This is a genomic window from Microbacterium sp. MPKO10 (assembly GCF_026107415.2).
GTDB lineage: Bacteria > Actinomycetota > Actinomycetes > Actinomycetales > Microbacteriaceae > Paramicrobacterium.
Genome location: NZ_JAPCHX010000004.1, coordinates 509269 through 530527, shown reverse-complemented (window position 1 = coordinate 530527; position 21259 = coordinate 509269). Strand labels below are relative to the sequence as shown.

Annotated in this window: 18 protein-coding genes, 1 tRNA gene and 1 other RNA gene; 8 read left to right on the top strand and 12 right to left on the bottom strand. The window is 66.0% G+C overall.

Translation table 11 applies throughout. The features are described 5' to 3' along the window. Positions 1-35 precede the first annotated feature (35 nt). The 4 genes from OK352_RS10650 to OK352_RS10635 all read left to right on the top strand — a co-directional run bounded on the left by OK352_RS10650 (position 36) and on the right by OK352_RS10635 (position 5490). Complete coding sequence (locus OK352_RS10650; protein ID WP_265141448.1) at positions 36-2381, top strand: beta-xylosidase/alpha-l-arabinosidase; 2346 nt, start codon at positions 36-38, stop codon at positions 2379-2381. A 46-nt stretch (positions 2382-2427) separates the two neighbouring features. After that, positions 2428-3087, top strand: coding sequence for a phosphatase PAP2 family protein (locus OK352_RS10645; RefSeq protein WP_265141447.1), 660 nt, complete (start codon positions 2428-2430; stop codon positions 3085-3087). 245 nt (positions 3088-3332) lie between these two features. Beyond that, positions 3333-4604: an FAD-binding protein gene (locus tag OK352_RS10640; protein ID WP_265141446.1), complete on the top strand. Its 1272-nt coding sequence runs from the start codon at positions 3333-3335 to the stop codon at positions 4602-4604. A gap of 292 nt (positions 4605-4896) precedes the next feature. Beyond that, positions 4897-5490 (top strand): GNAT family N-acetyltransferase, encoded by a 594-nt coding sequence (locus OK352_RS10635; protein WP_265141445.1) that lies wholly within the window; start codon positions 4897-4899, stop codon positions 5488-5490. Between the two features lie 152 nt (positions 5491-5642). Here OK352_RS10635 and OK352_RS10630 read toward each other — a convergent pair whose 3' ends face one another. Next, positions 5643-6194: a hypothetical protein gene (locus OK352_RS10630; RefSeq protein ID WP_265141444.1), complete on the bottom strand. Its 552-nt coding sequence runs from the start codon at positions 6192-6194 to the stop codon at positions 5643-5645. A gap of 292 nt (positions 6195-6486) precedes the next feature. Next, positions 6487-6574 (bottom strand) — tRNA-Ser (locus OK352_RS10625). Between the two features lie 155 nt (positions 6575-6729). Here OK352_RS10625 and ffs point away from each other — a divergent pair. Continuing rightward, an RNA gene (gene ffs, locus OK352_RS10620) (signal recognition particle sRNA small type) lies at positions 6730-6826 on the top strand. A 17-nt stretch (positions 6827-6843) separates the two neighbouring features. Here the strand turns inward: ffs and narI are convergent. The 5 genes from narI to OK352_RS10595 are packed head-to-tail and all read right to left on the bottom strand — an operon-like array spanning position 6844 to position 14300. Beyond that, positions 6844-7605, bottom strand: coding sequence for a respiratory nitrate reductase subunit gamma (gene narI / locus OK352_RS10615; protein WP_265141443.1), 762 nt, complete (start codon positions 7603-7605; stop codon positions 6844-6846). Beyond that, positions 7602-8282, bottom strand: a complete 681-nt coding sequence (gene narJ / locus OK352_RS10610) for a nitrate reductase molybdenum cofactor assembly chaperone (RefSeq protein WP_265141442.1) — start codon at positions 8280-8282, stop codon at positions 7602-7604. Before narJ ends, narI begins: the two co-directional genes overlap by 4 nt. After that, positions 8279-9928 carry a nitrate reductase subunit beta gene (gene narH / locus OK352_RS10605; protein WP_265141441.1) on the bottom strand — a complete coding sequence of 550 codons (1650 nt, stop codon included), beginning with the start codon at positions 9926-9928 and terminating at the stop codon, positions 8279-8281. Before narH ends, narJ begins: the two co-directional genes overlap by 4 nt. After that, positions 9928-13731, bottom strand: coding sequence for a nitrate reductase subunit alpha (locus OK352_RS10600; protein ID WP_265141440.1), 3804 nt, complete (start codon positions 13729-13731; stop codon positions 9928-9930). The genes narH and OK352_RS10600 overlap by 1 nt, the downstream gene beginning before the upstream one ends. Positions 13732-13781: 50 nt before the next feature. Then, on the bottom strand, positions 13782-14300 hold the full coding sequence (locus OK352_RS10595) for a hypothetical protein (RefSeq protein ID WP_265141439.1): 519 nt from the start codon (positions 14298-14300) through the stop codon (positions 13782-13784). A 472-nt stretch (positions 14301-14772) separates the two neighbouring features. Here OK352_RS10595 and OK352_RS10590 point away from each other — a divergent pair, with 472 nt between their 5' ends. The 3 genes from OK352_RS10590 to OK352_RS10580 all read left to right on the top strand — a co-directional run bounded on the left by OK352_RS10590 (position 14773) and on the right by OK352_RS10580 (position 16850). Continuing rightward, a complete protein-coding gene (locus OK352_RS10590; RefSeq protein WP_265141438.1) occupies positions 14773-15288 on the top strand; it encodes a MogA/MoaB family molybdenum cofactor biosynthesis protein in 516 nt (171 codons plus the stop codon). Beyond that, positions 15288-15713 (top strand): molybdenum cofactor biosynthesis protein MoaE, encoded by a 426-nt coding sequence (locus tag OK352_RS10585; RefSeq protein ID WP_265141437.1) that lies wholly within the window; start codon positions 15288-15290, stop codon positions 15711-15713. Before OK352_RS10590 ends, OK352_RS10585 begins: the two co-directional genes overlap by 1 nt. A 123-nt stretch (positions 15714-15836) precedes the next feature. Next, positions 15837-16850, top strand: coding sequence for an isopenicillin N synthase family dioxygenase (locus OK352_RS10580; RefSeq protein WP_265141436.1), 1014 nt, complete (start codon positions 15837-15839; stop codon positions 16848-16850). A 167-nt stretch (positions 16851-17017) separates the two neighbouring features. Here the strand turns inward: OK352_RS10580 and OK352_RS10575 are convergent, their stop codons facing one another. From OK352_RS10575 to moaC, 5 genes are all read right to left on the bottom strand, one after another. Continuing rightward, positions 17018-18982: a BCCT family transporter gene (locus OK352_RS10575; RefSeq protein ID WP_372338096.1), complete on the bottom strand. Its 1965-nt coding sequence runs from the start codon at positions 18980-18982 to the stop codon at positions 17018-17020. Between the two features lie 332 nt (positions 18983-19314). Then, a complete protein-coding gene (locus OK352_RS10570) occupies positions 19315-19554 on the bottom strand; it encodes a MoaD/ThiS family protein (protein ID WP_265141435.1) in 240 nt (79 codons plus the stop codon). Then, positions 19551-19793, bottom strand: a complete 243-nt coding sequence (locus tag OK352_RS10565; protein ID WP_265141434.1) for a DUF6457 domain-containing protein — start codon at positions 19791-19793, stop codon at positions 19551-19553. The genes OK352_RS10570 and OK352_RS10565 overlap by 4 nt, the downstream gene beginning before the upstream one ends. Continuing rightward, positions 19786-20640, bottom strand: a complete 855-nt coding sequence (locus OK352_RS10560) for a molybdenum cofactor guanylyltransferase (RefSeq protein ID WP_265141433.1) — start codon at positions 20638-20640, stop codon at positions 19786-19788. Before OK352_RS10560 ends, OK352_RS10565 begins: the two co-directional genes overlap by 8 nt. 7 nt (positions 20641-20647) lie before the next feature. Further along, positions 20648-21172 carry a cyclic pyranopterin monophosphate synthase MoaC gene (gene moaC / locus OK352_RS10555; protein ID WP_265141529.1) on the bottom strand — a complete coding sequence of 175 codons (525 nt, stop codon included), beginning with the start codon at positions 21170-21172 and terminating at the stop codon, positions 20648-20650. Positions 21173-21259: the final 87 nt, after the last annotated feature.

The window sequence follows — 21259 nt, the reverse complement described above, 5'->3', positions numbered from 1 at the left end:
GATCACGCTATTCACGCAGAGAAGAGAAGAAGACTATGGTTCACTCCGGGCTGCCGGAGCCGTCAGAACGCGTGCGCGCACTGCACGCTCAGATGACGCTCGACGAAAAATTGGCGCAGCTTGTGGGCTTCTGGGTCGACCAGGGCGGCGAGGTCGTCGCCCCCATGGCCGACGAGATGGCGACATCGAGCAAGTATGAGGAAGCCACGCGTCACGGCATCGGACACCTCACCCGTGTGTACGGCACGAGGCCGGTGGATGCTGCGGAGCGCGCAGCCTGGCTCGCGGCAGAACAGCAGCGCCTCCGCACACAGACGCGCCTCGGCATCCCGGCGCTTGTACACGAGGAGTGCCTGACCGGTCTTGCGGCATGGAAGGCGGCGACATTCCCCACACCGCTGGCATGGGGCGCCGCGTTCGACGAGCAACTTGTCGAGGAGATGGCCGGCGTGATCGCAGGGTCGATGCGCTCCCTCGGCATCCACCAGGGGCTTGCCCCGGTGCTCGACGTCGTGCGCGACCCGCGCTGGGGCCGGGTTGACGAGTGCATCTCTGAAGACCCCTATGTGGTCGGGACGATCGGCACCGCGTACGTGCGCGGGCTGCAGAGCGAGGGCATCCACGCGACGCTGAAGCACTTCGTCGGCTATTCGGCGTCGCAGTCGGGCCGCAACCACGCGCCCGTGCATGCCGGGCCACGCGAGATCGCTGACGTTCTGCTGCCGCCCTTCGAGATGGCGGTGCGCGACGGCGGCGTCCGATCGGTGATGAACTCCTACGCCGAGATCGACGGTGTGCCCGTCGGCGCCGACCCTGCCTACTTCGAGAAGCTGCTGCGCCAGAGATGGGGCTTCGATGGCGTCGTCGTCTCTGACTACTTCGCCGTCGCGTTCCTGCACCTCATGCACGAGGTCGCTGCAAACAGGGGAGAGGCTGCCGAACTCGCGCTGACCGCGGGCATCGACGTCGAGCTGCCCACTGGAGACGCCTACCTCGAGCCGCTCGCCGAGCGGATCCGCGCGGGCCTCACCGACGAGGCGATCGTCGACCGTGCCGTTCTGCGCGTGCTCTCGCAGAAGGAAGAGCTCGGCCTGCTCGACGACGGATTCGCCTTCACGCCGGAGCCCGTCGACCTCGACTCGCCCGCTCATCGTGATGTCGCGCGGCGGCTGGCCGAGGAGTCCGTTGTGCTGCTCACGAATGACGGCTCGCTGCCTCTTGCCGAGCATCCGGGACGCCGCGTGGCGCTGATCGGGCCCAACGCCGACTCGGCCGAGGCGCTGATGGGCTGCTATTCGTTCGCGAACCACGTGCTGGCGCACCACCCGGGCACCCCCGTTGGATTCGAGATTCCCACGGTGGCAGAGGCTCTGCGCGCCGAGATTCCGGATGCTGACATCACGCTCGTGCCGGGGGTCGACGTTGACAGTGACGATCGTTCCGGCATCGACGGAGCTGTTGCCGCCGCCCGCGACTCTGACGTCGCCGTCATCGTGGCGGGAGACCGTGCCGGGCTCTTTGGCCGCGGAACCGTGGGCGAGGGCAACGACACAGAGAGCCTCGAGCTCCCCGGTGTGCAGCGTGAGCTCGTGGAGCGCGTGGTCGCAAGCGGGACGCCTGTGATCCTCGTTCTGCTGACGGGGCGCCCGTACGCGATCGACTGGGCCGTGTCCGGCCCGAGCGCCCCGAGCGCTGTCGTGCAGGCGTTCTTCCCGGGCGAGGAGGGCGGTGGAGCGATCGCCGGCGTCCTGTCGGGTCGGGTCATGCCGTCCGGGCGGCTGCCGGTCTCCATCCCGCGCTCGGCCGGAGCACAGCCGTACAGTTATCTTCACCCGCGGCTCGGTGGCAGCACCGACATCACCTCGGCCGCGAGCGATCCGGTGCTTCCGTTCGGCTACGGACTCTCGTACACGACATTCGAGCACGCGGGTCTTCGAGTCGAGAGCGCGGCAGCCGAAGATGCTGTTGCGGCGTCCGCGACAGACGACGCGCAGATTCGCGCGGGTGAGACGTTCACCGCACGTGTCACGGTGCGCAACACGGGTGAGCGCGACGGCACCGATGTCGTTCAGCTATATGCCCACGACGAGCACGCGAGCGTGACACGGCCTGTGGCGCAGCTGGTCGGCTACGCGCGCGTTGATCTGCGTGCGGGGGAGAGCGCCGAGGTGTCCTTCACAGTGCCGCCGACGCGGCTCGCGTTCTCGGACCGGACTCTGCGCAGCGTTGTCGAACCGGGCGGCGTGCAGCTCTGGGTCGGTGCCTCGTGCGCCGATCGGGAGACAGAGACGCACGTGGAGCTGACCGGAGACGTGTACGAGGTCACCGCGGACGACGAGCGCCTCGTGCGCACCCGTGTGACAAGCGGCGTTGTCGTGTAGCTGCCGGTGCAACGGCAGCATCCGGAACCGATGGCAAGATGGTGCTATGCCCCGAACACGAGACGAAGCACTCCTCGTTCACGCGAAGATTGTCCGATTGTGGCCACTGACTGGTGCCCTCGTCGCCCTGCTGCTCGTGGCTGCGCTCGCCGGGCTCGTGCTGCTGCGCGGGTCGCCGTTCGAGGCAGACTCGGCGTGGATGTCCACGGTGCGGCACGACCCGAACAGCCTTCTGATGTGGGCCAGCTTCGTGATGAACTACCTGGGCGGCGGCGTCATCGCGTGGATCATCATTCCGCTGGGTGGTGCCGCAGGGCTGCTGCTGGCGCGCAAGCCGATCGCGGCGGTCTACTGGCTCGTATCTCTCGGGCTGAGCGCGGCCGTGGTGCAGGGAGTGAAGCAGCTTGTCGGAAGAGACCGGCCCCTCGAGATGCTCGTCGTCTCCGACCACGGCTCGTTTCCCTCCGGACACACCGCGAATGCCGCCACGATCGCCGTCGTGCTCGGCATCGCGCTGCGACGCACGTGGATCTGGGTCATCGGCGTGCTCGGCATAGTTGCGATGGCGCTCAGCCGCACGTACGTCGGGGCGCACTGGCTCACCGACACCCTTGCCGGCACGCTCATCGGCATCGCTGCGGCCATCATCGTCTGGGCGCTGCTCGGCGTGCCCCTGTTGAAGGAGCGCCTACGTCCCCGCGCCTGAAGCAGCAGACATGATCGGTACCTGCGGACATCATGCCACCGCACACCCGCGGATTTTGTCCACGTCATGGCACGTTTCACTGCAACTGCAACCGCGACCACAGCCATGACCGCAACCATAGCCACAACCGTAGCCATGACCGCTGCCGCAGCTGCATCCGTGGCCGCAGCCACAACCGCAAGCACAACCACTGCGTCCGCCACCGTCGCAGCACTCATACCGCCTCACACCACCTGGAGTTAAGCATGTCTCTTGAAATCGGTACGAATTGGGCGGGCAACCTCGCCTTCGGCGCCCAGCGGATCGTCGCGCCGACGACGGCGCGCGAAGTGCAGGATGTGCTGGCGGACGCCGCATCCACGGGCGCGCGGGTGCGGGCCGTCGGGTCGCGGCACTCGTTCAACACCATTGCCGACACTCCCGGCGTGCTCCTCGCAACCTCGGCCCTGGACTCTGCGCCTGTCATCGATGAGGCCGCGCGTACGGTGACCGTCGGTGCCGGCATCCGCTACGGCGAGCTCGGCGCTGAACTGCAGCGTGCGGGCTGGGCGCTGTCCAACCTCGCCTCGCTGCCGCACATCTCCGTGGCCGGGGCCATCGCCACCGGAACGCACGGCTCCGGCAACCGGGTTCCGTCGCTCGCAGCGGCCGTCGCGGGGCTTGAGCTGGTGACAGCATCCGGTGACATCGTCACCCTGCGGCGCGGCGACGCCGACTTTGACGCCGCCGTTGTGTCGCTGGGAGCGCTCGGCATCGTCACGCGGGTCACACTCGACATCGAGCCCACGTTCGATGTGGCGCAGCACGTGTACGAGCGACTTCCACTCGAGCGCGTTCTCGAGAATTTCGACGCGATTTCGGGCGCCGGGTACAGCGTGAGCATGTTCACGACGTGGCGTGACCCCGACACCGTCGACCAGGTCTGGGTGAAACGGCGAGTGGATGCCGACGCGGCAGCGCCGACCGATATGTTCGGTGCGCTTCCCGCCTCAGTTGCTCGTCACCCGCTGCCCGGGATCTCCGCGGAGTTCTGCACGGCTCAGCTGGGCGCGCCCGGCGCCTGGATCGACAGGCTGCCGCACTTCCGCCTCGACTTCACGCCATCGAACGGCGACGAGCTGCAGACCGAGTACCTGGTGCCTCGGACCCGGATCGGCGACGCGCTCGAGGTGATGCGCGCGATGCATGAGCGTGTGGCCCCGTTGCTGCAGGTCAACGAGATCCGAACGGTTCCCGCGGACGATCTGTGGCTGAGCCCGGCGTACGGGCACGATGTCGTGGGGCTGCACCTCACCTGGCTGCCTGCGCAGGCCGACGTGGAAGTCCTGCTGGCCGAGCTGGAGGAGCGTCTGCTGCCGTTGGGCGCGCGGCCGCACTGGGGCAAACTGTTCGCGGCCGATTCAGCTGCGCTGCACGCGGCATACCCGAAGCTCGCCGATTTTCGCGGGGTGGCCGAGCGCTACGACCCGAACAGCATGTTCCGCAACGACTTCGTGCGGCGTGTCTTCGGCGCCTGACGCACTGCGTCCGCCGACCCGCATCGTTCAGGTGTCACTGTTGGCGTCATAGGGCGCCGAGAACCGCCAACTTCGCCACCTGAACGTCGTCAGCCACGCCGTGCCGGGTGAATCCACCTGAACCATCACGTCGACGTGGTCGTGCACGTCGCCGAAGGTCTTGCCCCACGGCGCAGGCTGAAACGGCGCTGCGAGGGTGCCATCGTTGTCGACAGGGTCGCCCCGCTTCGAGCCTGACGCTCACCACAGCCATGACGGTGGGTGCGGTGGCCAGAGCCCGTAGAATCGCTGGGTGAGCAGCATCCGCCCCTATCGTCCGTCCGACCTGGCCGACCTCTCCGACATCTGTGTGCGCACCGGTGACAGCGGCGGTGACGCAACGGGCAGGTTCTCGCGTGGAACGCTCCTGCCCGACGTCTACGCCGCCCCGTATGTGAGCCACGACCCGAGCCTGGCGTGGGTGGTCGACAACGGGGAGCGCGCGATCGGGTACCTTGTGGCGACTGCCGACACCCGCGAATTTGCGCGGTGGTTCACCGAGGCCTGGTGGCCCGAGAGGGCGTGGCAGTACGAGCCGCGTGACGACGAGATGCCCGGGGAGCGCACACTCATTGAGGCAGCCACAGACCCGAATCGGATGCTGATCGGCGACGTTGATTCGTATCCGGCGCATCTGCATATCGACCTGCTCCCTGAGACGCAGGGGCAGGGTCTGGGGCGGCGACTCATCGACACGCTGATCGTCGAGCTTCGGCGTCGAGGTGTCGCCGGGCTCCATCTGACGGCCGGGACGGCGAACACCGGAGCGCTCGCGTTTTACGGGCGCGTCGGGTTTTCAGAGATCGCTCGTGACGAGGGCAGCGTGACCTTCGGGATGGTTCTCTGAGCAGGTGCTGCTGTGCCCGCACCGCCACAGGGTGAAGGCACATTCCGCCGAAGTCGGCGAGAGAATGTCAGGTCAGTCAAAAGAAGCGGCGCCGGGTGTGCCGGGCCAGCGCACAGGCCGTCACCCTGCTTTCGCGGAAGAGCGCGTCACAATCAGCGGCTCCGCTGCGGTCGCCTCTCGAACCACGTGAGCATATCTGGATTCGTGCGCTGAAGCTCGTCGAGGGTCACCGTGTTCTGCATGTGCTCGACCGGGGCTGTGACCAGGCGCGCGGCGATCGAATTGATCGCGTCGTCTGCCCAGAACTCGCCGCGCATCCGCAGCAGCAGTGCCCCCTCGTCGTCAAGCACGAACATCTGCGTGACCGGGTCTGTCCCGCCCGAACGCCGCAATTGCAAAACAATCGCGCGCGCGACATCGGCGAGCTCAAAGCTCCGGGATCCCGGCAAGAACGGCACGGTGACGAGTTCGGATGCTGTCACCGTGACGCGCATCCCCGCATAGCGGATCCCGATCACGAGGAGCGCGATCATCAGCAGCACCTGGGCGGCGAGCACCCACCAGCCTGCGCCAGCGGGGATCGCAAGCCAGTACAGCGTGAGAAGGAGCGGGATGGCGATGACGCACACAATGAGCAGCCCCTGCCAGAGCAGGGAGCGGCGCACGCGCACAACAGTCGCGTCCATCAGTGCAGATTCCCCCATCGATCCTCCTCATCTATCTTGGTACGGATCGGCGCTCTTGTCGTGTCCTCCTTTTGGAGGACACGACACGAACCGGTAGCTCGAGCCGGGAATCAGCGGCGCTCCAACGGCGATCGACGTCGCGCGCCGCGAGGGAGTCACGGAAGTTTCCGGGCTCGCGGCATCCCGCATCTTCAGTCTTCCGCACGCCGGGAGATCAGATTCTCAGAGCCGGTGTTGCATGAGTTGTTGCATGAACGCCAGATGGCGCCGGTATCGGTGCCCATATTCCGCGCGATTACGGGGCAGAAATTGGCGGAGAATGGGGGATTCGAACCCCCGAGGGCGTTAACCCAACACGCTTTCCAAGCGTGCGCCATAGGCCACTAGGCGAATTCTCCAGAGCCGCGAAAAGCGGCCTCGGCTATCTTACCCGAGACCGAGCAGTGGTGCCGACCATACGGTCTCAACCGTGCGCCACACGGGTTTGACTGTGGCGCTTCTGCTGGTTCGCTCACGGTGGTTCGACCGTGCTGGGTGAGTCTGTACAATGGATTCTGGCTCCTCGCGTGGCGCCATCCAGGCCAACTCCCCCAGGACGGAAACGTAGCAAGGGTAACCGGGCTCTGGCGGGTGCGCGAGGGGTCCTTTTTTGTACGGGGCGACGCGTCTAGAACCGCTTCTGCCCCGGCGTCTTCTCGGGCAGGTTCGAGCCCTCCCAACCACGACGCACTGAGCGGGATCCGCGATGCTCGTCCCGGGAGCGATACACGATGTACGGGCGGAACAGATAGCCCACCGGCGCCGAAAACACGTGCACGAGCCGCGTGAACGGCCACAGGATGAACAGCAGTGTCGCGCTCAGCGCGTGCAGTTGGAACAGCAGGGGCGCGTCGATCATGAGCGCCGGGTCTGGCTGGAACAACAGGATGCTGCGCACCCACGGCGAGATCGTCTCACGGTAGTTGTAGCCGCCGCCGATGATCTGATGCGCGACCGTCGCCGCCGTGCCGATCACGATCGTGAGCGACAGGAACACATACATGATCTTGTCCATCACCGTTGTCGCCAGGAAGACCGGTCCGTTCGTGCGACGGCGGAAGATGAGGATTGCCAGCCCGGCCACGAGCATCGCGGCGGCTGCCGTGCCGAGCACCGTGGCTCCCCAGTGATACATGTGTTCGTCGATGCCGATGAAGTACAGCCACTCGCGGGGGATCAGCAGCCCGACAACGTGCCCGGCGAGCACCATCAGGATGCCGAAATGGAACATCGGCGACCCGAGACGCAGCAGCCGCGTCTCATACACCTCGCTCGAGCGGCTCGTCCAACCGAACTTGTCGTAGCGGTACCTCCAGATGTGCCCGACGATGAACACGGCCATACCCGCGTACGGCAGGGCGATCCAGAGAACGAAATCGAGGGCATTCATGCCCCCACCTCCTCGCGAGCAGAGTACGGCTTGAGATTGCCGAGGAACGTCAGCCCGACAGTCTCAGTCGGCGGGCCGTCATTGACGAGACTCAGATAGCGCTCGCGCGTGGCCGCGTCGATCTCGGGCAACGACGCGGCCACAGCTTCGATGAGGTGCACGTAGGGGCTGCGGAACCCCGTGAGTGCCGCACGCAGCACCTCGATGCCGTCGCGGTGCGCGGCAAGCAGATCGACGGCGACGGGCGAGGAGCTCGCCGCCGAGAACTCGAGCACGGCGGGCAGATAGTCCGGGAGCTCCTGGTCGCCCGGCTCCCACCCCGCGGCACGGTACGCCTCGATGAAGCGCACGAGTGCCATGCCCCGACGCCGCGTGTCACCGGCCGCGTAATACGTCAGGTACATCGCACACTTGCGCTTGAGGTCGAACGTGGCGACGTAGTTCTGCTCGAGGGCTTCGGCGTCAGCATCCGCCATCTCGTGCAGAAAGCGGCGGTACCGGGTTCCGATCTGCTCGGGCAGGCTCGCCACAGCATCGGCGACTGCAGGCCAGGCGTCCCGGCGCGCGGCGTCGGGATAGTCGAGAAGAATGGATGCTGCCATGTGGGCGATGCGTCGCTGATCCACAGTGAGCGGGTGCGGAGGCACCGGCTCGGGAAGCGGCTTGACGGGGCTCATGACTCGTCCTTCTGCTTGTCGGGCGGGAACATGCCTGTCGGCCTGCCGTTGCCGTCCCAGTTGAGCAGGTTCATGCGGCCGGGAGTCGAGGGGCGGTCGGCGGTCTGGCGGTCTTTGAGCACATGGAAGTTCTCGACGGCGACCGGCTCGGGGCCGTGCCCGCTGGAGAGGCCGAACGGACCGGCCCCGCCCATTCCCGGGCCACCGTCGTAGTCGAGGGAGCAGGCAAGCTCGTCAAGCTCACGTGCCTGCTCGGAGTGCGCCTGCGGGATCACGTAGCGCTCTTCGTATTTCGCGATCGCGAGCAGCCGGTACATGGCCTCCATTTCGGTGCCGGTCATACCGACAGCCTCGGCAATGGACTCGTCACGCCCCTCGTCGAGGTTGATGCCGCGCATGTACGAGCGCATGGCGGCGAGCTTCTGCAGCGACTCCGTCACCGGCCCCAGATCGCCCGCGCTGAACAGGCCGGCGAGGTACTCCATCGGGATGCGCAGCTGGTCGATGGCGGCGAACAGGTTGCGCACGTCTTCTCCGTCGTTGCCGCTTGAGGCGACGACGTCGACGACGGGGGAGAGCGGCGGGATGTACCAGACCATCGGCATGGTGCGGTACTCCGGGTGCAGCGGCAGCGCCACGCGATACTCGTTGATGAGCTTGTAGATGGGGCTCGACTGCGCCGCCTCGATCCAGTCTTCGGGGATGTCTTCGGCACGCGCCGCCTCGATCACGGCGGGGTCGTGCGGGTCGAGGATGATGTTGCGCTGGGCCTCGAGAAGGTCCTTCTCGTCTTCGACGCTCGCGGCTTCGAGCACACGATCGGCGTCGTAGAGAACGAGCCCGAGATAGCGCAGTCGGCCGACGCACGTCTCACTGCACACGGTCGGCAGACCAACCTCGAGCCGCGGGTAGCAGAGCGTGCACTTCTCGGCCTTACCGGTCTTGTGATTGAAGTACACCTTCTTGTAGGGGCATCCGGAGACGCACATCCGCCATCCGCGGCACTGGTCTTGGTCGACAAGCACGATGCCGTCTTCACTGCGCTTGTACATGGCACCCGACGGGCACGAGGCGACGCACGACGGGTTGAGGCAGTGCTCGCAGATGCGGGGGAGGTAGAACATGAACGACTGCTCAAACTCCATGGCGACGTGGTCGCTCATGTGCTTGAGGATCGGATCGTTCTGCACCGTCTCGGTCGAGCCGCCCAGGTCATCATCCCAGTTCGCCGACCACCCGATCTTCATGTCATCGCCGGTGAGCAGCGACTTGGGGCGGGCGACGGGCGTGTGCTCGCCCGCCGGCGCATTGAGCAGCATGTCGTAGTCGTACGTCCATGGCTCGTAGTAGTCCTCGATCTCGGGCAGCTTCGGGTTGTAGAATATGCTCGCGAGCTTCTGGATGCGGCCGCCCGAGCGCAGCTTGAGTCGGCCGCGTTTGGTGCGCACCCAGCCGCCGCCCCACTTCTCCTGATCCTCGTACTCTCGCGGGTAGCCCACGCCGGGTTTGGTCTCGACGTTGTTGAACCACACGTATTCCACGCCTGTGCGGTTCGTCCACGCCTGCTTGCACGTGACAGAGCAGGTGTGGCATCCGATGCATTTGTCGATGTTCATCACCATCGACATCTGTGCCATGACGCGCATCAGTATTCGACCTCCTGGCTGCGACGGCGGATCACCGTCACCTCGTCTCGCTGGTTTCCTGTCGGACCGAGATAGTTGAATGCGAATGACAGTTGCGCGTAGCCCCCGATGAGGTGACTGGGCTTCAGCAGCACCCGCGTGAGCGAGTTGTGGATGCCGCCGCGAAGACCGCTCGTCTCGGTCTTCGGCACATCCACGGTGCGATCCTTCGCGTGATACATGAACACGGTCCCCTCCGGCATCCGGTGTGACACGTTCGCCCGCGCCACGACCACGCCGTTGCGGTTGTACGCCTCGATCCACTCGTTGTCGCGGACGCCGATCTTGTCGGCATCCTGCGGCGACATCCACACGGTGGGTCCGCCGCGGCTGAGCGAGAGCATGAACAGGTTGTCCTGGTACTCCGAGTGAATCGACCACTTGGAGTGCGGGGTCAGGTACCGCACAGCGACCTCCGCCTTCCCGTGCGAACCGGGGGCACCGGATGCTGCCGTCGAGCCGACCTGCGAGTCCCCGTACAGCCGGTAGAGGTCGAGCGGAGGCCGGTAGATCGGCAGGGCTTCGCCGAGTTCCAGCATCCAGTCGTGGTCGAGGTAGAAATGCATGCGCCCCGTGAGCGTGTGCCAGGGCTTCTTATGCTCCACGTTGATGGCGAACGCCGTATATCGTCGGCCGCCGTGCTCAGAGCCGGACCACTCGGGGGAGGTGACCACGGGTACCGGGCGCGACTGCACGTCGGGGAACGTGACGCGGGTCTCCTCCGACCCCGAGGCGAGCTCTTCGACGCTGTGCTGGCCGGTATGGGTGCCGAGCTTCTCGAATCCCTGCAGCGCGAGCCTGCCGTTGGTGGTGCCCGAGAACGCGAGCACCATCTCGCAGGCCCGCACATCGCTGTCGAGACGGACGCTGCCGGTGTACGGCCCCGCCTGCACGAGGCCGTTCACCCGGCCCAGCTTCTCGATCTCGGGCGTTGGATCGTAGGTGATCCCCTTCGTCTGCATGCCCAACTTCGCCGTGAGCGGTCCGAGAGCGCTCATCTGCTCGGCGAGCTTCGTGTAATCACGTTCGACGACGATGAGCTTCGGCATCGTCACGCCCGGAACCAGAGGCGCATCATCGGTGACGGTTCCGTGCGGCGTCGCCAAAGCGTCGGCGGTGTCGTGCATCAGCGGTGCCGCGACGAGATCCTCGCGCACGCCGAGATGCGTCGTCGCCATGTCGCTGACCTTGGCCGCGAGCGTGTGGAAGATGTCGAAGTCGGTGCGCGTCTGCCACGGCGGTTTGATCGCCGGGTTGAACGAGTGCACGAACGGGTGCATGTCGGTGGACGACAGATCGTGCTTCTCGTACCAGGTGGCCGCGGGCAGCACGACGTCAGAGAACAGCGTCGTGCTGGTCATGCGGAAATCGGCGGTGAAGAGCAGATCGAGCTTCCCCTCGGGAGCTTCGTCGTGCCACGTCATGGTGCGAGGGCGGCGGTCGCCCTCCGCCTCGGGAGCGCGCACCGCAGCATCCGTTCCCAGCAGGTGCTTGAGGAAGTACTCGTTTCCCTTGCCAGACGAGCCCAGGATGTTGCCGCGCCAGATGCTGAGCACACGCGGGAAGTTCGCGGGGTCATCCGGATCTTCACACGCAAAGCGCAGACTGCCGTCCTTCAGGCTGTCGACGACGTACTGCTGGGGCTCGACGCCAGCGGCACGAGCCTCGTCGACGATGTCGAGCGGGTTGCGGTCGAAGGTGGGGTAGCTGGGCATCCACCCGCGCTTAGCGGATTCGACCATGCAGTCCGCCGTCGTGCGGTCGGCGAACTTTCCGGTCGCGAGAGGTGAGGCGAGCTGGTCGGCGGGCAGACCGTCGTAGCGCCACTGGTCGGTCGCGAGATACCAGAATGCCGTGCCGATCATGTTGCGCGCGGGGCGCACCCAGTCGGCGGCGAGCTGATACTGGTTGTACCCGGTGAGGGGTCGCACCTTCTCTTGCCCGACGTAGTGTGCCCATCCGCCCCCGTTGACACCCTGGCATCCGGTAATCGTGGTGAGGGTGAGGAACGTGCGGTAAATGGTGTCCGAGTGGAACCAGTGGTTGGTGCCGGCACCCATGATGATCATGGAACGGCCGCCGCTGCGCTCGGCATTGTCGGCGAACTCGCGGCCGATGCGGGCGATCTGGTCGGCGTTCACCGACGTGATCTCTTCCTGCCACGCGGGGGTTCCCGGTGTGGACGGGTCGTCGTACCCGGTGGGCCAGGTGCCGGGCAGACCGTCGCGGCCCACGCCATACTGGGCGAGCAACAGGTCGAATACTGTTGTGACCGTTTGACCGGCGATGGATGCTGTCGGCACGCCGCGCCGCACGATGCCGGAGCCGCCCGTGTGCGCGGTGTTCGCGCTGTCACCGTCGTCTGCCGTGCCGTCGGCGTCGTCGAGCGGCGTGATGTCGAAGCGCGGCAGGTCGATCGCCGCTGCGTCGCCTGACCAGGTTGGGGAGTCCATGATCGACAGCAGCGGGTCGACGTCGCCGAGATCGAGGTTCCACTTTCCCGTGTCGTCGGCGTTGAAGCGGTGCCCGAGCGCGCCGTTCGGCACGACGGGCGAGCCGTCCTGGTCGAGAAGCACTGTCTTGAACGCGGCGTTGCCCGTGTCAGCATCCTGACCACCGAGGTCGGCGGCGGTCACGAACTTGCCCGGCACCCACGCGTCGCCGCGTTTCTGCAGGGCAACGAGGTACGGGGCATCGGCGAACCGCTTGAGGTAGTCGTTGAAATATGGGGTGGTGCGGTCGACGAAGAACTCTTTGAGGATCACGTGTCCCATCGCCATGGCGACGGCTCCGTCTGTCCCCGCGTGCGGGGCGAGCCACTCGTCGGCGAACTTCGAGTTGTCGGCGTAGTCGGGCGAGACGGTGATGACCTTCTGACCGCGGTAGCGTGCCTCCGTCATGAAGTGGGCGTCCGGCGTGCGGGTGACGGGCACGTTTGAGCCCCACATCATGAGGTACGACGCGTTGAACCAGTCGGCGGACTCGGGCACATCGGTCTGATCGCCGAACACCTGCGGGCTGGCGACGGGCAGGTCGGCATACCAGTCGTAGAACGACTGCATGGTGCCGCCGAGAAGATTGACGAAGCGGGCGCCCACTCCGTGCGAGACCATGCTCATCGCGGGGATCGGCGAGAACCCGGCGACGCGGTCGGGGCCGTACTGCTTGATCGTGTGCACGTGCGCGGCGGCGATGATCTCGGCCGCTTCGTCCCAGTCGGCGCGCACGAGGCCGCCCTTGCCGCGGGCGCTCTTGTAGCGCTTCGCCTTCTCGGGATCCGATGTGATCTCGGCCCAGGCGGCGACGGGGTCGCCGAGGCGCTGCTTGGCCTCGCGGTACATCTGCAGCAGGACGCCGCGCACGTACGGGTAGCGCACGCGCGTCGGCGAGTACGTGTACCAGCTGAAGGCCGCGCCGCGGGGGCAGCCTCGCGGTTCATATTCGGGGGAATCCGGGCCGACGGAAGGATAGTCGGTCTGCTGCGTCTCCCACGTGATGATGCCGTCTTTCACGTACACCTTCCACGAGCAGGAGCCCGTGCAGTTGACACCGTGGGTGGAGCGCACCACCTTGTCGTGCGACCAGCGGTCACGGTAGAAGGCGTCGCCCGCGCGGCCGCCCTTCAGATACACCGAGCGCAGGTCTTCTGACACCTCGCCCGGGCGCAGGTAGCGGCCGAGATTCACGAGCGAATCGGCGAGCGGCCCGTCAGTGCGGGCTCCGCTGTCGGTTCGGCGGGGAGCCGTGCGTGTGCGCTTCGCCATGGGAATCGCTGCCTTTCGTGTCGCTGGTTCGTGAGTCGGCCGATTGTGGTTCAGATGCGGTTCACGGTGTCGCTTGCGCACCTGACGAGGGGCCCCGGCCGGGGCAAGCGCGCAGTCGAGAGCGTCACAGACCCGGGGGAGAGCGCAGACTTGGGGAGCGGCACCGGTTCGAAGATGAGCGCGAGTCCGCGAGGCTCCCGACCGAAGGGCACCTTCCCAGTGGTGTTCCGGCCCAAGGCGGTGGCATGGCGGACGAAGGCAATGATGAAATGCCACGCGGCGAAAGCCAGAGCCAGGGAGTGCGTCGCATTCCCGTGTGTGTGCCCGGACTGTGTGTGCCCGGACCGTGGGTGATCCCGGGACGCGGTGGTCTCAGGAATCGGGGCGTGTGCAGGTAGTCGCGTCTTCGTGGGATACACGCTGATCCCGGGGTGCGAGCCGATCTCGGAATCAAAGACGTTCGCGGAGTACAGGATGTTCCCGGCCTCCCGAGCATTCTCGGGATCCGCGGTAGACAGGTCAGACTTCAGCGGAGCGGTGGGCAAGTCGGTGCCCGTCTTCGCGTCCACGTCTCCTCCTTCAACCGAATGGCGTCTCGGTCGAAATCAGTACCTGTGCCTTGTTTCTGGAGCCTATCGAGGCTCTGATGATTTAGGACAGGCTAACTTCGTCGATGATGCGGTGTGGCACATGTGCAGCTGATTCGAGTCTTGCTCGCGGCGGCGAAACCCGCTGTCGAAAGTGCCGTGTTTAATCATTCGTGTGCGAATTCGCTGCCGAACGGTGCGAGGTGTGCCGCCACGCGGTGCTCGCCGCTCGGTGTTCTGGGCGAACTAACCGCTGAGGATGCTGCCATGGCACCGATACTGCGGATGATGCTTTCGCGGCACGGAAGCTGCGGCTGCTGACACGGTGCAAATGCTCCGGATGCTGTCACAGGGAAGAAGTTGTGACGGCACGGATAGGGTCGGCAGGTGTGCGGTGGCATTTTGTCCGCAACGTCACACGTTGTCGAACGGGAACGTTGCCTACACTTGCCGTATGGACCATGAGCCACACGGCAGAGCCGCCAACATCGTGACCCGACCGTACAGCGCCAGCGTCATCACGGTGTCTGACCGCGCCAGCGCCGGGCAGCGCGAAGACAGGTCAGGGCCGCTCGCCGCTGAGCTGCTGCGGGACGCCGGGTGGACCGCTGATGTGCGAGTGGTACCTGATGGCATCGACACGGTGAGCGACAGCATCCGCTCGGCCATTGACGCCGGCTCGCGCCTCGTTGTGACCACGGGCGGCACGGGTGTTGCGCCTCGCGATGTGACTCCGCAGGCGACGGCACCGCTTCTGCGTTTCGAGCTGCCCGGAATCGCCGAGCAGATCCGCCGCGTCGGCGCCGAGAAGCTCCCGGCAGCCCTGCTGTCACGCGGGCTGGCGGGTGTGGTCGGCACGGCTCTCGTGGTGAATCTTGCGGGTTCGACGGGCGCGGTGCGTGACGGCGTGCCGGTGATCCTGTCTGTCGCCGAACACGTGCTGAGCCAACTGGACGGAGGCGACCACTGATGATCATCTCGACGAGTGTGTCTGAGACGCCGCTTGATGTCACTGGGCACATGGATGCTGTCGCGCATGACACGCAGGGAGCGACAGCGCTATTCGTGGGAACCGTGCGTGACAATGATCCGGATGCCGCGGGGCGCGTCGTCGAGCTGGAGTACAGCGCGCACCCAGACGCCGCGGCCGTGCTCGCGGAACTGGCGACGTCGGCGGATGCTGAGGGGCTGCGCATTGCGGTCAGCCACCGCATCGGCACGCTGGGCATCGGAGATGCGGCAATCGTCTGTGCGGTGTCGAGCGTGCACCGCGCTGACGCATTCGAGGTGTGCCGCGCACTGGTGGAGTCGGTGAAAGCCGAGCTTCCCGTATGGAAGAAGCAGATCGAGGCAGACGGCAGCTACGGCTGGGTGGGGCTCGGGCGCCTGGCATAACGGGGCGCTCGCCGCAGGCCGCCGCGCAGTCAGATGGCGGTGCTTACCAGCATCCGCGTCATATTTCATTTGTGACGCGTAACATCCGTGACAACAAGTGGTTGTCGGTGCAAGTATTTCACCATGATCTCTTCGCTTCCCATTCTCGACATGTCCCGTCTCGACGCCGGCGCCGATGAGGCCGCCGCCTTCCGCACAGAGTTGCGCGAGGTGACGCACGACGTCGGCTTCTTCTATCTGGTGGGGCATGGCGTTCCGCAAGAGCTCATCGACGACGTGGTCGCCGTGTCTCGCCAGTTCTTCGCCCTGCCCGCCGAACAGAAGCTTGCAATTGAGAACGTGAACAGCCCGCAGTTCCGCGGCTACACCCGCATGGGCGGTGAGCTCACTGCCGGCGAGGTCGATTGGCGTGAGCAGATCGACGTCGGGCCTGAGCGCGACGCGGTTTCCCCGGGCGAGGACGTTGCCGACTATTGGCGTCTCGAGGGACCGAACCTGTGGCCCGAGGCACTGCCCGAGCTGCAGACCACGGTCACAGAGTGGACCGACCGCCTCAATGAGGTCGCGCTGCGTCTGCTGCGCACGTGGGCCGTGTCGCTCGGCGCCCCCGAGAACGTCTTTGACGACGCGTTTGCGACCGACCCGTTCTCGGTGCTGAAGATCGTGCGTTACCCCGGCGAATCCGACCCGGAGCCCAAGCAGGGCGTCGGACACCACCGCGATGGCGGCGTGCTCACCCTGCTGCTCGTCGAAGAAGGGAAAGGCGGACTGCAGGTCGAGCACGAGGGCGAATGGATCGACGCCCCGAGCGTTCCCGGCGCATTCGTTGTCAACATCGGCGAAATGCTCGAGCTGGCCACGGGCGGATACCTCAAGGCGACGCTGCACCGCGTGATCTCACCGCTCAAGGGCACCGACCGCGTGTCGCTGCCGTTCTTCTTCAACCCGCACCTCGACACCCGAATGCCCCAGCTTGAGCTCAGCCCAGAGCTCGCCGCCGAGGCACGCGGCCTGTCGGACGACCCGACGAACAGCCCGATTCTCGAGACTTATGGAGACAACGCACTCCGCTACCGGCTGCGGGCACACCCGAACGTCGCTGAGGTGCATCACAGCGATCTGCTGACTCGCGCGTAGACAGGCGGAGCGCCCGGCATCGGGCGCTCGGACGAGAGGGTGCTCTGACCAGAGGGCGCCCTGCCCAGAGCACGCCCTGACAAAAGGGCGCGGCACCGCTGCTGACCATGCGATACGAGAGAGGGCGGGATGCTGTCAGCATCCCGCCCTCCATCATGCGACGCGCCTTATCGGTCGCGTCTCTTGCGAGGCTCCTTTTTCGGACGATCGTCCTTCTTCGCGGCCTTCGGGTCGTCACCGTCGACACCGGGGACCTTCGGCCGCTGCAGCGGGCGGGATCGAGAGATCCGGTAGTCGATGCGGTCATCGATGTAGCTGCGCAACTGCGGGATTTCGGGAAGCGCCTCGGTCATCCGGCCGGTGATGTGCGTGGTGACGCGGTTCAGTCGCGCGACACGTTCGTCATAGTCCATTCGCCGGCGCTCGTACACGAGCCCGCGCACCGTTGCAATGCACATGATCACGAGGATGATGCTGAACGGCAGGGCGGTGATCAGAGATCCGGCCTGCAATGACTCGAGGCCACCGGCGAGAAGCAGCGCAATGGCGACGGCGCCCTCGAGCGCGGCCCACAGGACGCGCGACCAGATGGGCGGGTTCGGGTGACCGCCCGATGCCAGCATGTCGACGACGAGAGATCCAGAGTCGGATGAGGTGATGAAGAAGATTGCCACGAGGAAGATGGCGATCACCGAGAGCACCTGACCGAGGGGAAGCCCCTCGAGGACCTGAAAGAGGGAGCCCTCAGCGGAGACCGCGCCATCTTCAACGAGATCGCCTTCGCCAAAGAACTGGCGGAACAGGCCCGACCCGCCGAGAACCGAGAACCACAGCATCCCGACGATCGTCGGAACGAGAAGCACGCCGGCAATGAACTGGCGAACTGTTCGTCCTCGGGAAATCCGGGCGATGAAGACGCCGACGAAGGGGGCCCAGGCGATCCACCAGCCCCAGTAGAAGATCGTCCACGTGGAGAGCCATTCCTGACCTTCCGCGCCCGTGAACGCACCGACGTCGAGCGTCATGTTCAGCACATTGGCGAGGTAGACGCCGAGCGATTGAACGAGGTTTCGCAGCAGGAACAGCGTCGGCCCGAGGATCAGCATCGTAACCATGAGGAGCCCGGCGAGGCTGAGGTTGATATTCGACAGCCACTTAATGCCGGCACCGACACCACTGACGACAGACATGGTTGCGAGGAAGGTGATGACGACGATCAAGACGACGAGAATCGTGTTGTCGACCTCGCCGATCACGCCGATCGCCTGCATCCCCGAAGAAATCTGCTTGACGCCGAGGCCGAGAGAAGTGGCGATGCCGAAGACGGTGCCGAAGATCGCAAGAATGTCGATCACGTCGCCGGGCCACGACTTCACCTTGTCGCCGAAGAGCGGCTCAAGTGCCCAGCGAATCGACACCGGGCGTCCGCGCTTGTGGATCGCATATGCGAGGGCGAGACCGATCACGGCGTAGACCGCCCAGGGGTGCAGCCCCCAGTGCAGGAAGGTCTGGGCCATGGCGAGCCCAGCAATGTCTCCCTGGTCGCCCTCCCATCCCGGTTTCGGGCTCACAGTCGCGTAGGTGAGAGGCTCGCCGACACCGTAGAAGACGAGGCCGATTCCCATCCCGGCTGCGAAAAGCATGGCGAACCAAGAGAGGACGCCGAATTCGGGTTTGTCCTCGTCGCGCCCGAGCTTGACCGTGCCGACGCGTGAGAATGCCAGGACGATCATGAAAGCGACGAAGCCGCCGATGACGAGCATGTAGTACCAGCCGACGTTCCCCACGATCCAGCCCTGAACATTGCTGAACACATTGGCTGTGCCTTCAGGGAACACGACGGCGAGCACGACCACCGCGGCGATGATGAGGAGCGCCGGCCAGAAGACGCGTGGCGCGATCAATCCCTTGCCGAGGTGGACGCCCTGACGCTTCAGTTTTTCGGTGATCTGATCATCTGTGTCGTTCTCGGCGATGTGCATGTGCGTCGGCACAGGGGTCACCGAGAGATCGACCTCGGGTGCGCCGGGCAGGCTTGTTGACGCGGTGTCGTTGCGGGGGTTGCTCTCGGGCCCCGCATCTGGCTCGGGCGCAGATGCGTCGGTCGTGGACGGGTTATCAGAGTCGCTCATCAGTTTCCGTTCCCTCGGCGTCGATGGTGCGGTGATCCTTACCGATACTGCTAGGAAAGCGCGTGACATTCAACGTGAATGGAACGAAATGGATGCCGGGGAGCGGCGAACTCCCGCATGATCACGCGGGAGACGACGGATTTTTCCCACTATCAGGTGGAGGGCCCTCAGCGTCGCAGATTTTCACGGTGCAACGTTCACGGTGCGACCCACGCGACGACCATTGTGCGAACCCAGATGCGCTCGGATGACGACGCGGACACGCTTACGCGGCGGCTGAGATGCTCCCGTTCGGCGGGAGGTCTGTCGCGGCAGTCGGGACGCAGCGGTGCTCAGCCGCCGGCGAAGGGCGGCAGTACGTCGACCGTTGCAGCATCCGGAATCGTCGCCTCATCACCAAGGCGCGACCCATTCACCATGAGTGAGCAGCGGCCGAGCACACCGGCGAACTCGGCACCGTGTGCGTCGGCGAGGCGCTGCCTGAGCGCACCAACGGTTGCCGCGGCGTCGAGTTGCTGCTCGTCGAGCCCGGCAGCATCCGCCGCCCCGGCAAAGTAGCGTACGCGAATCATTCCGACCTCCGATCGACGAGGGCCTTCGCCGTCGCCATGGCCGACTCAACGTCGGTGCCGCGCGCTGTGGCGAGCCCCACAAGGAACGTGGTGAGAGGCCCTGCCGGTCGGGTGACGCCGTGCGCGACATCGCGCGTGAGATCGAGCAGTGCCCCGATCGGCACCTCGTTGGCGTCGATGCCGAACTCGGCCGCGAGCTCGGAGACCCAGCGGTCGAGATCCTCTGGTGTGTCAGCCATGGTGGTCCTCCTCGTTGCTTCGATAGTGGTTGATTGCTGCCCAAGTATCAAGGTCGACGCTGGCGCCGGTCTCGTCCGGCACGAGCCGGAGGCGGATGCTGGCGAGCAGCTGCCGCATCGACGCACCCGCGGTGTCGGGCAGCGCCGCGACGGCGGCCTGAAGCGCCGCGGTGCGATACCGCCCCGCCAGCCACTGCACTTTGCCTTCACCGTCGACGAGGGCGAGAGCATCGGCGTCGTGTGGAATCGGCATGCTCAACTGCGCCACGATGTCGGCCGCCCGCGGCAGGTCGCACGCCAGAAGCCAGGTCTCCCGGCTGAGTTCTGAACCGGAAGAAGGCGCGTGCGGGGTCCGGCCCTTCGCGGTGGCACGCGTACGGGCTGCCTGATTCGGGTCGGTGTCAGCGAGCGCCGCCAACGCAGCGGCGATCGCGGCCACCGGTCCGGTGAACGGGGGGTCTTCGCGCACGAGAACAATGTCGTTTCGTTGAGGGGACGGTGACAAAACCGGTTGCAGAGCGGGATCGACCTGAGACCTCGATCCTCGAGGACCTGCCCGGTCAGCCTGAGGCGCGGCGTCTGACGGCGGGGTCTGCGGTGCCGTTTCTCGTCGCGATACGGCGTGTGATGGCGAAGTTCGCGGCAGCTGCGACGATTGAGGCCCTGCGAGATGCGGCGGGCCGACGACGATGATCGGCGCGCATCCCTCGACCGCGGCGAGGACGTGGTCGAGCAGCATCCGCCCGTCAATCTCGACGCTGGCCTTGTCTGCGCCGCCCAGGCGAGAGCCGCGGCCGCCGGCAAGGACGATCGCCGCGTGGCGTGGCCGGTGCGCGGCTGCGGTCACAGCATCCTCAGCTCTCGCGGTGCCAGTCGCCGCTCTTGCCGCCGGTCTTCCGGATCAGCTCGACCTTCTCAATCGACGTCGACTTGTCGAGCCCCTTCACCATGTCGACGACGGTGAGCGCCGCGACGCTCACCGCGGTGAGAGCCTCCATCTCAACGCCCGTGCGGTCTGCCGTGCGCACCGTCGCCTCGATGCCGACGCCGTCGTCACGAACCTCAAGCTCGACCGCGGCGCCGTGCACCCCGATTGTGTGGGCGAGCGGCAAGAGTTCTGGCGTGCGTTTCGCCGCCTGGATGCCGGCGATGCGGGCAACGGCGAGCACATCGCCCTTCGGGGCCGTGCCGTCGCGCAGGGCGGCGACGATGTGCGCGGCGCACCGCACGAAGCCGCGGGCGGTGGCGCTGCGGACGGTCGGCGTCTTTTCGGTGACGTCGACCATACGAGCCTGGCCGCGTTCGTCCAGGTGGGTGAACGGCTGGTGAGGCGTGCCGGAATTCGGAGATCTGCCCTGATTCTCGTCGTGTGCGGCCAATTTCTCGGCGTGTCGCTTCGAATTTCCGAATGAGTGCGCGGCAGCGCGGGTGACTCCGTTCGTCGCACCGTCTGGGGAAGCGGAGCC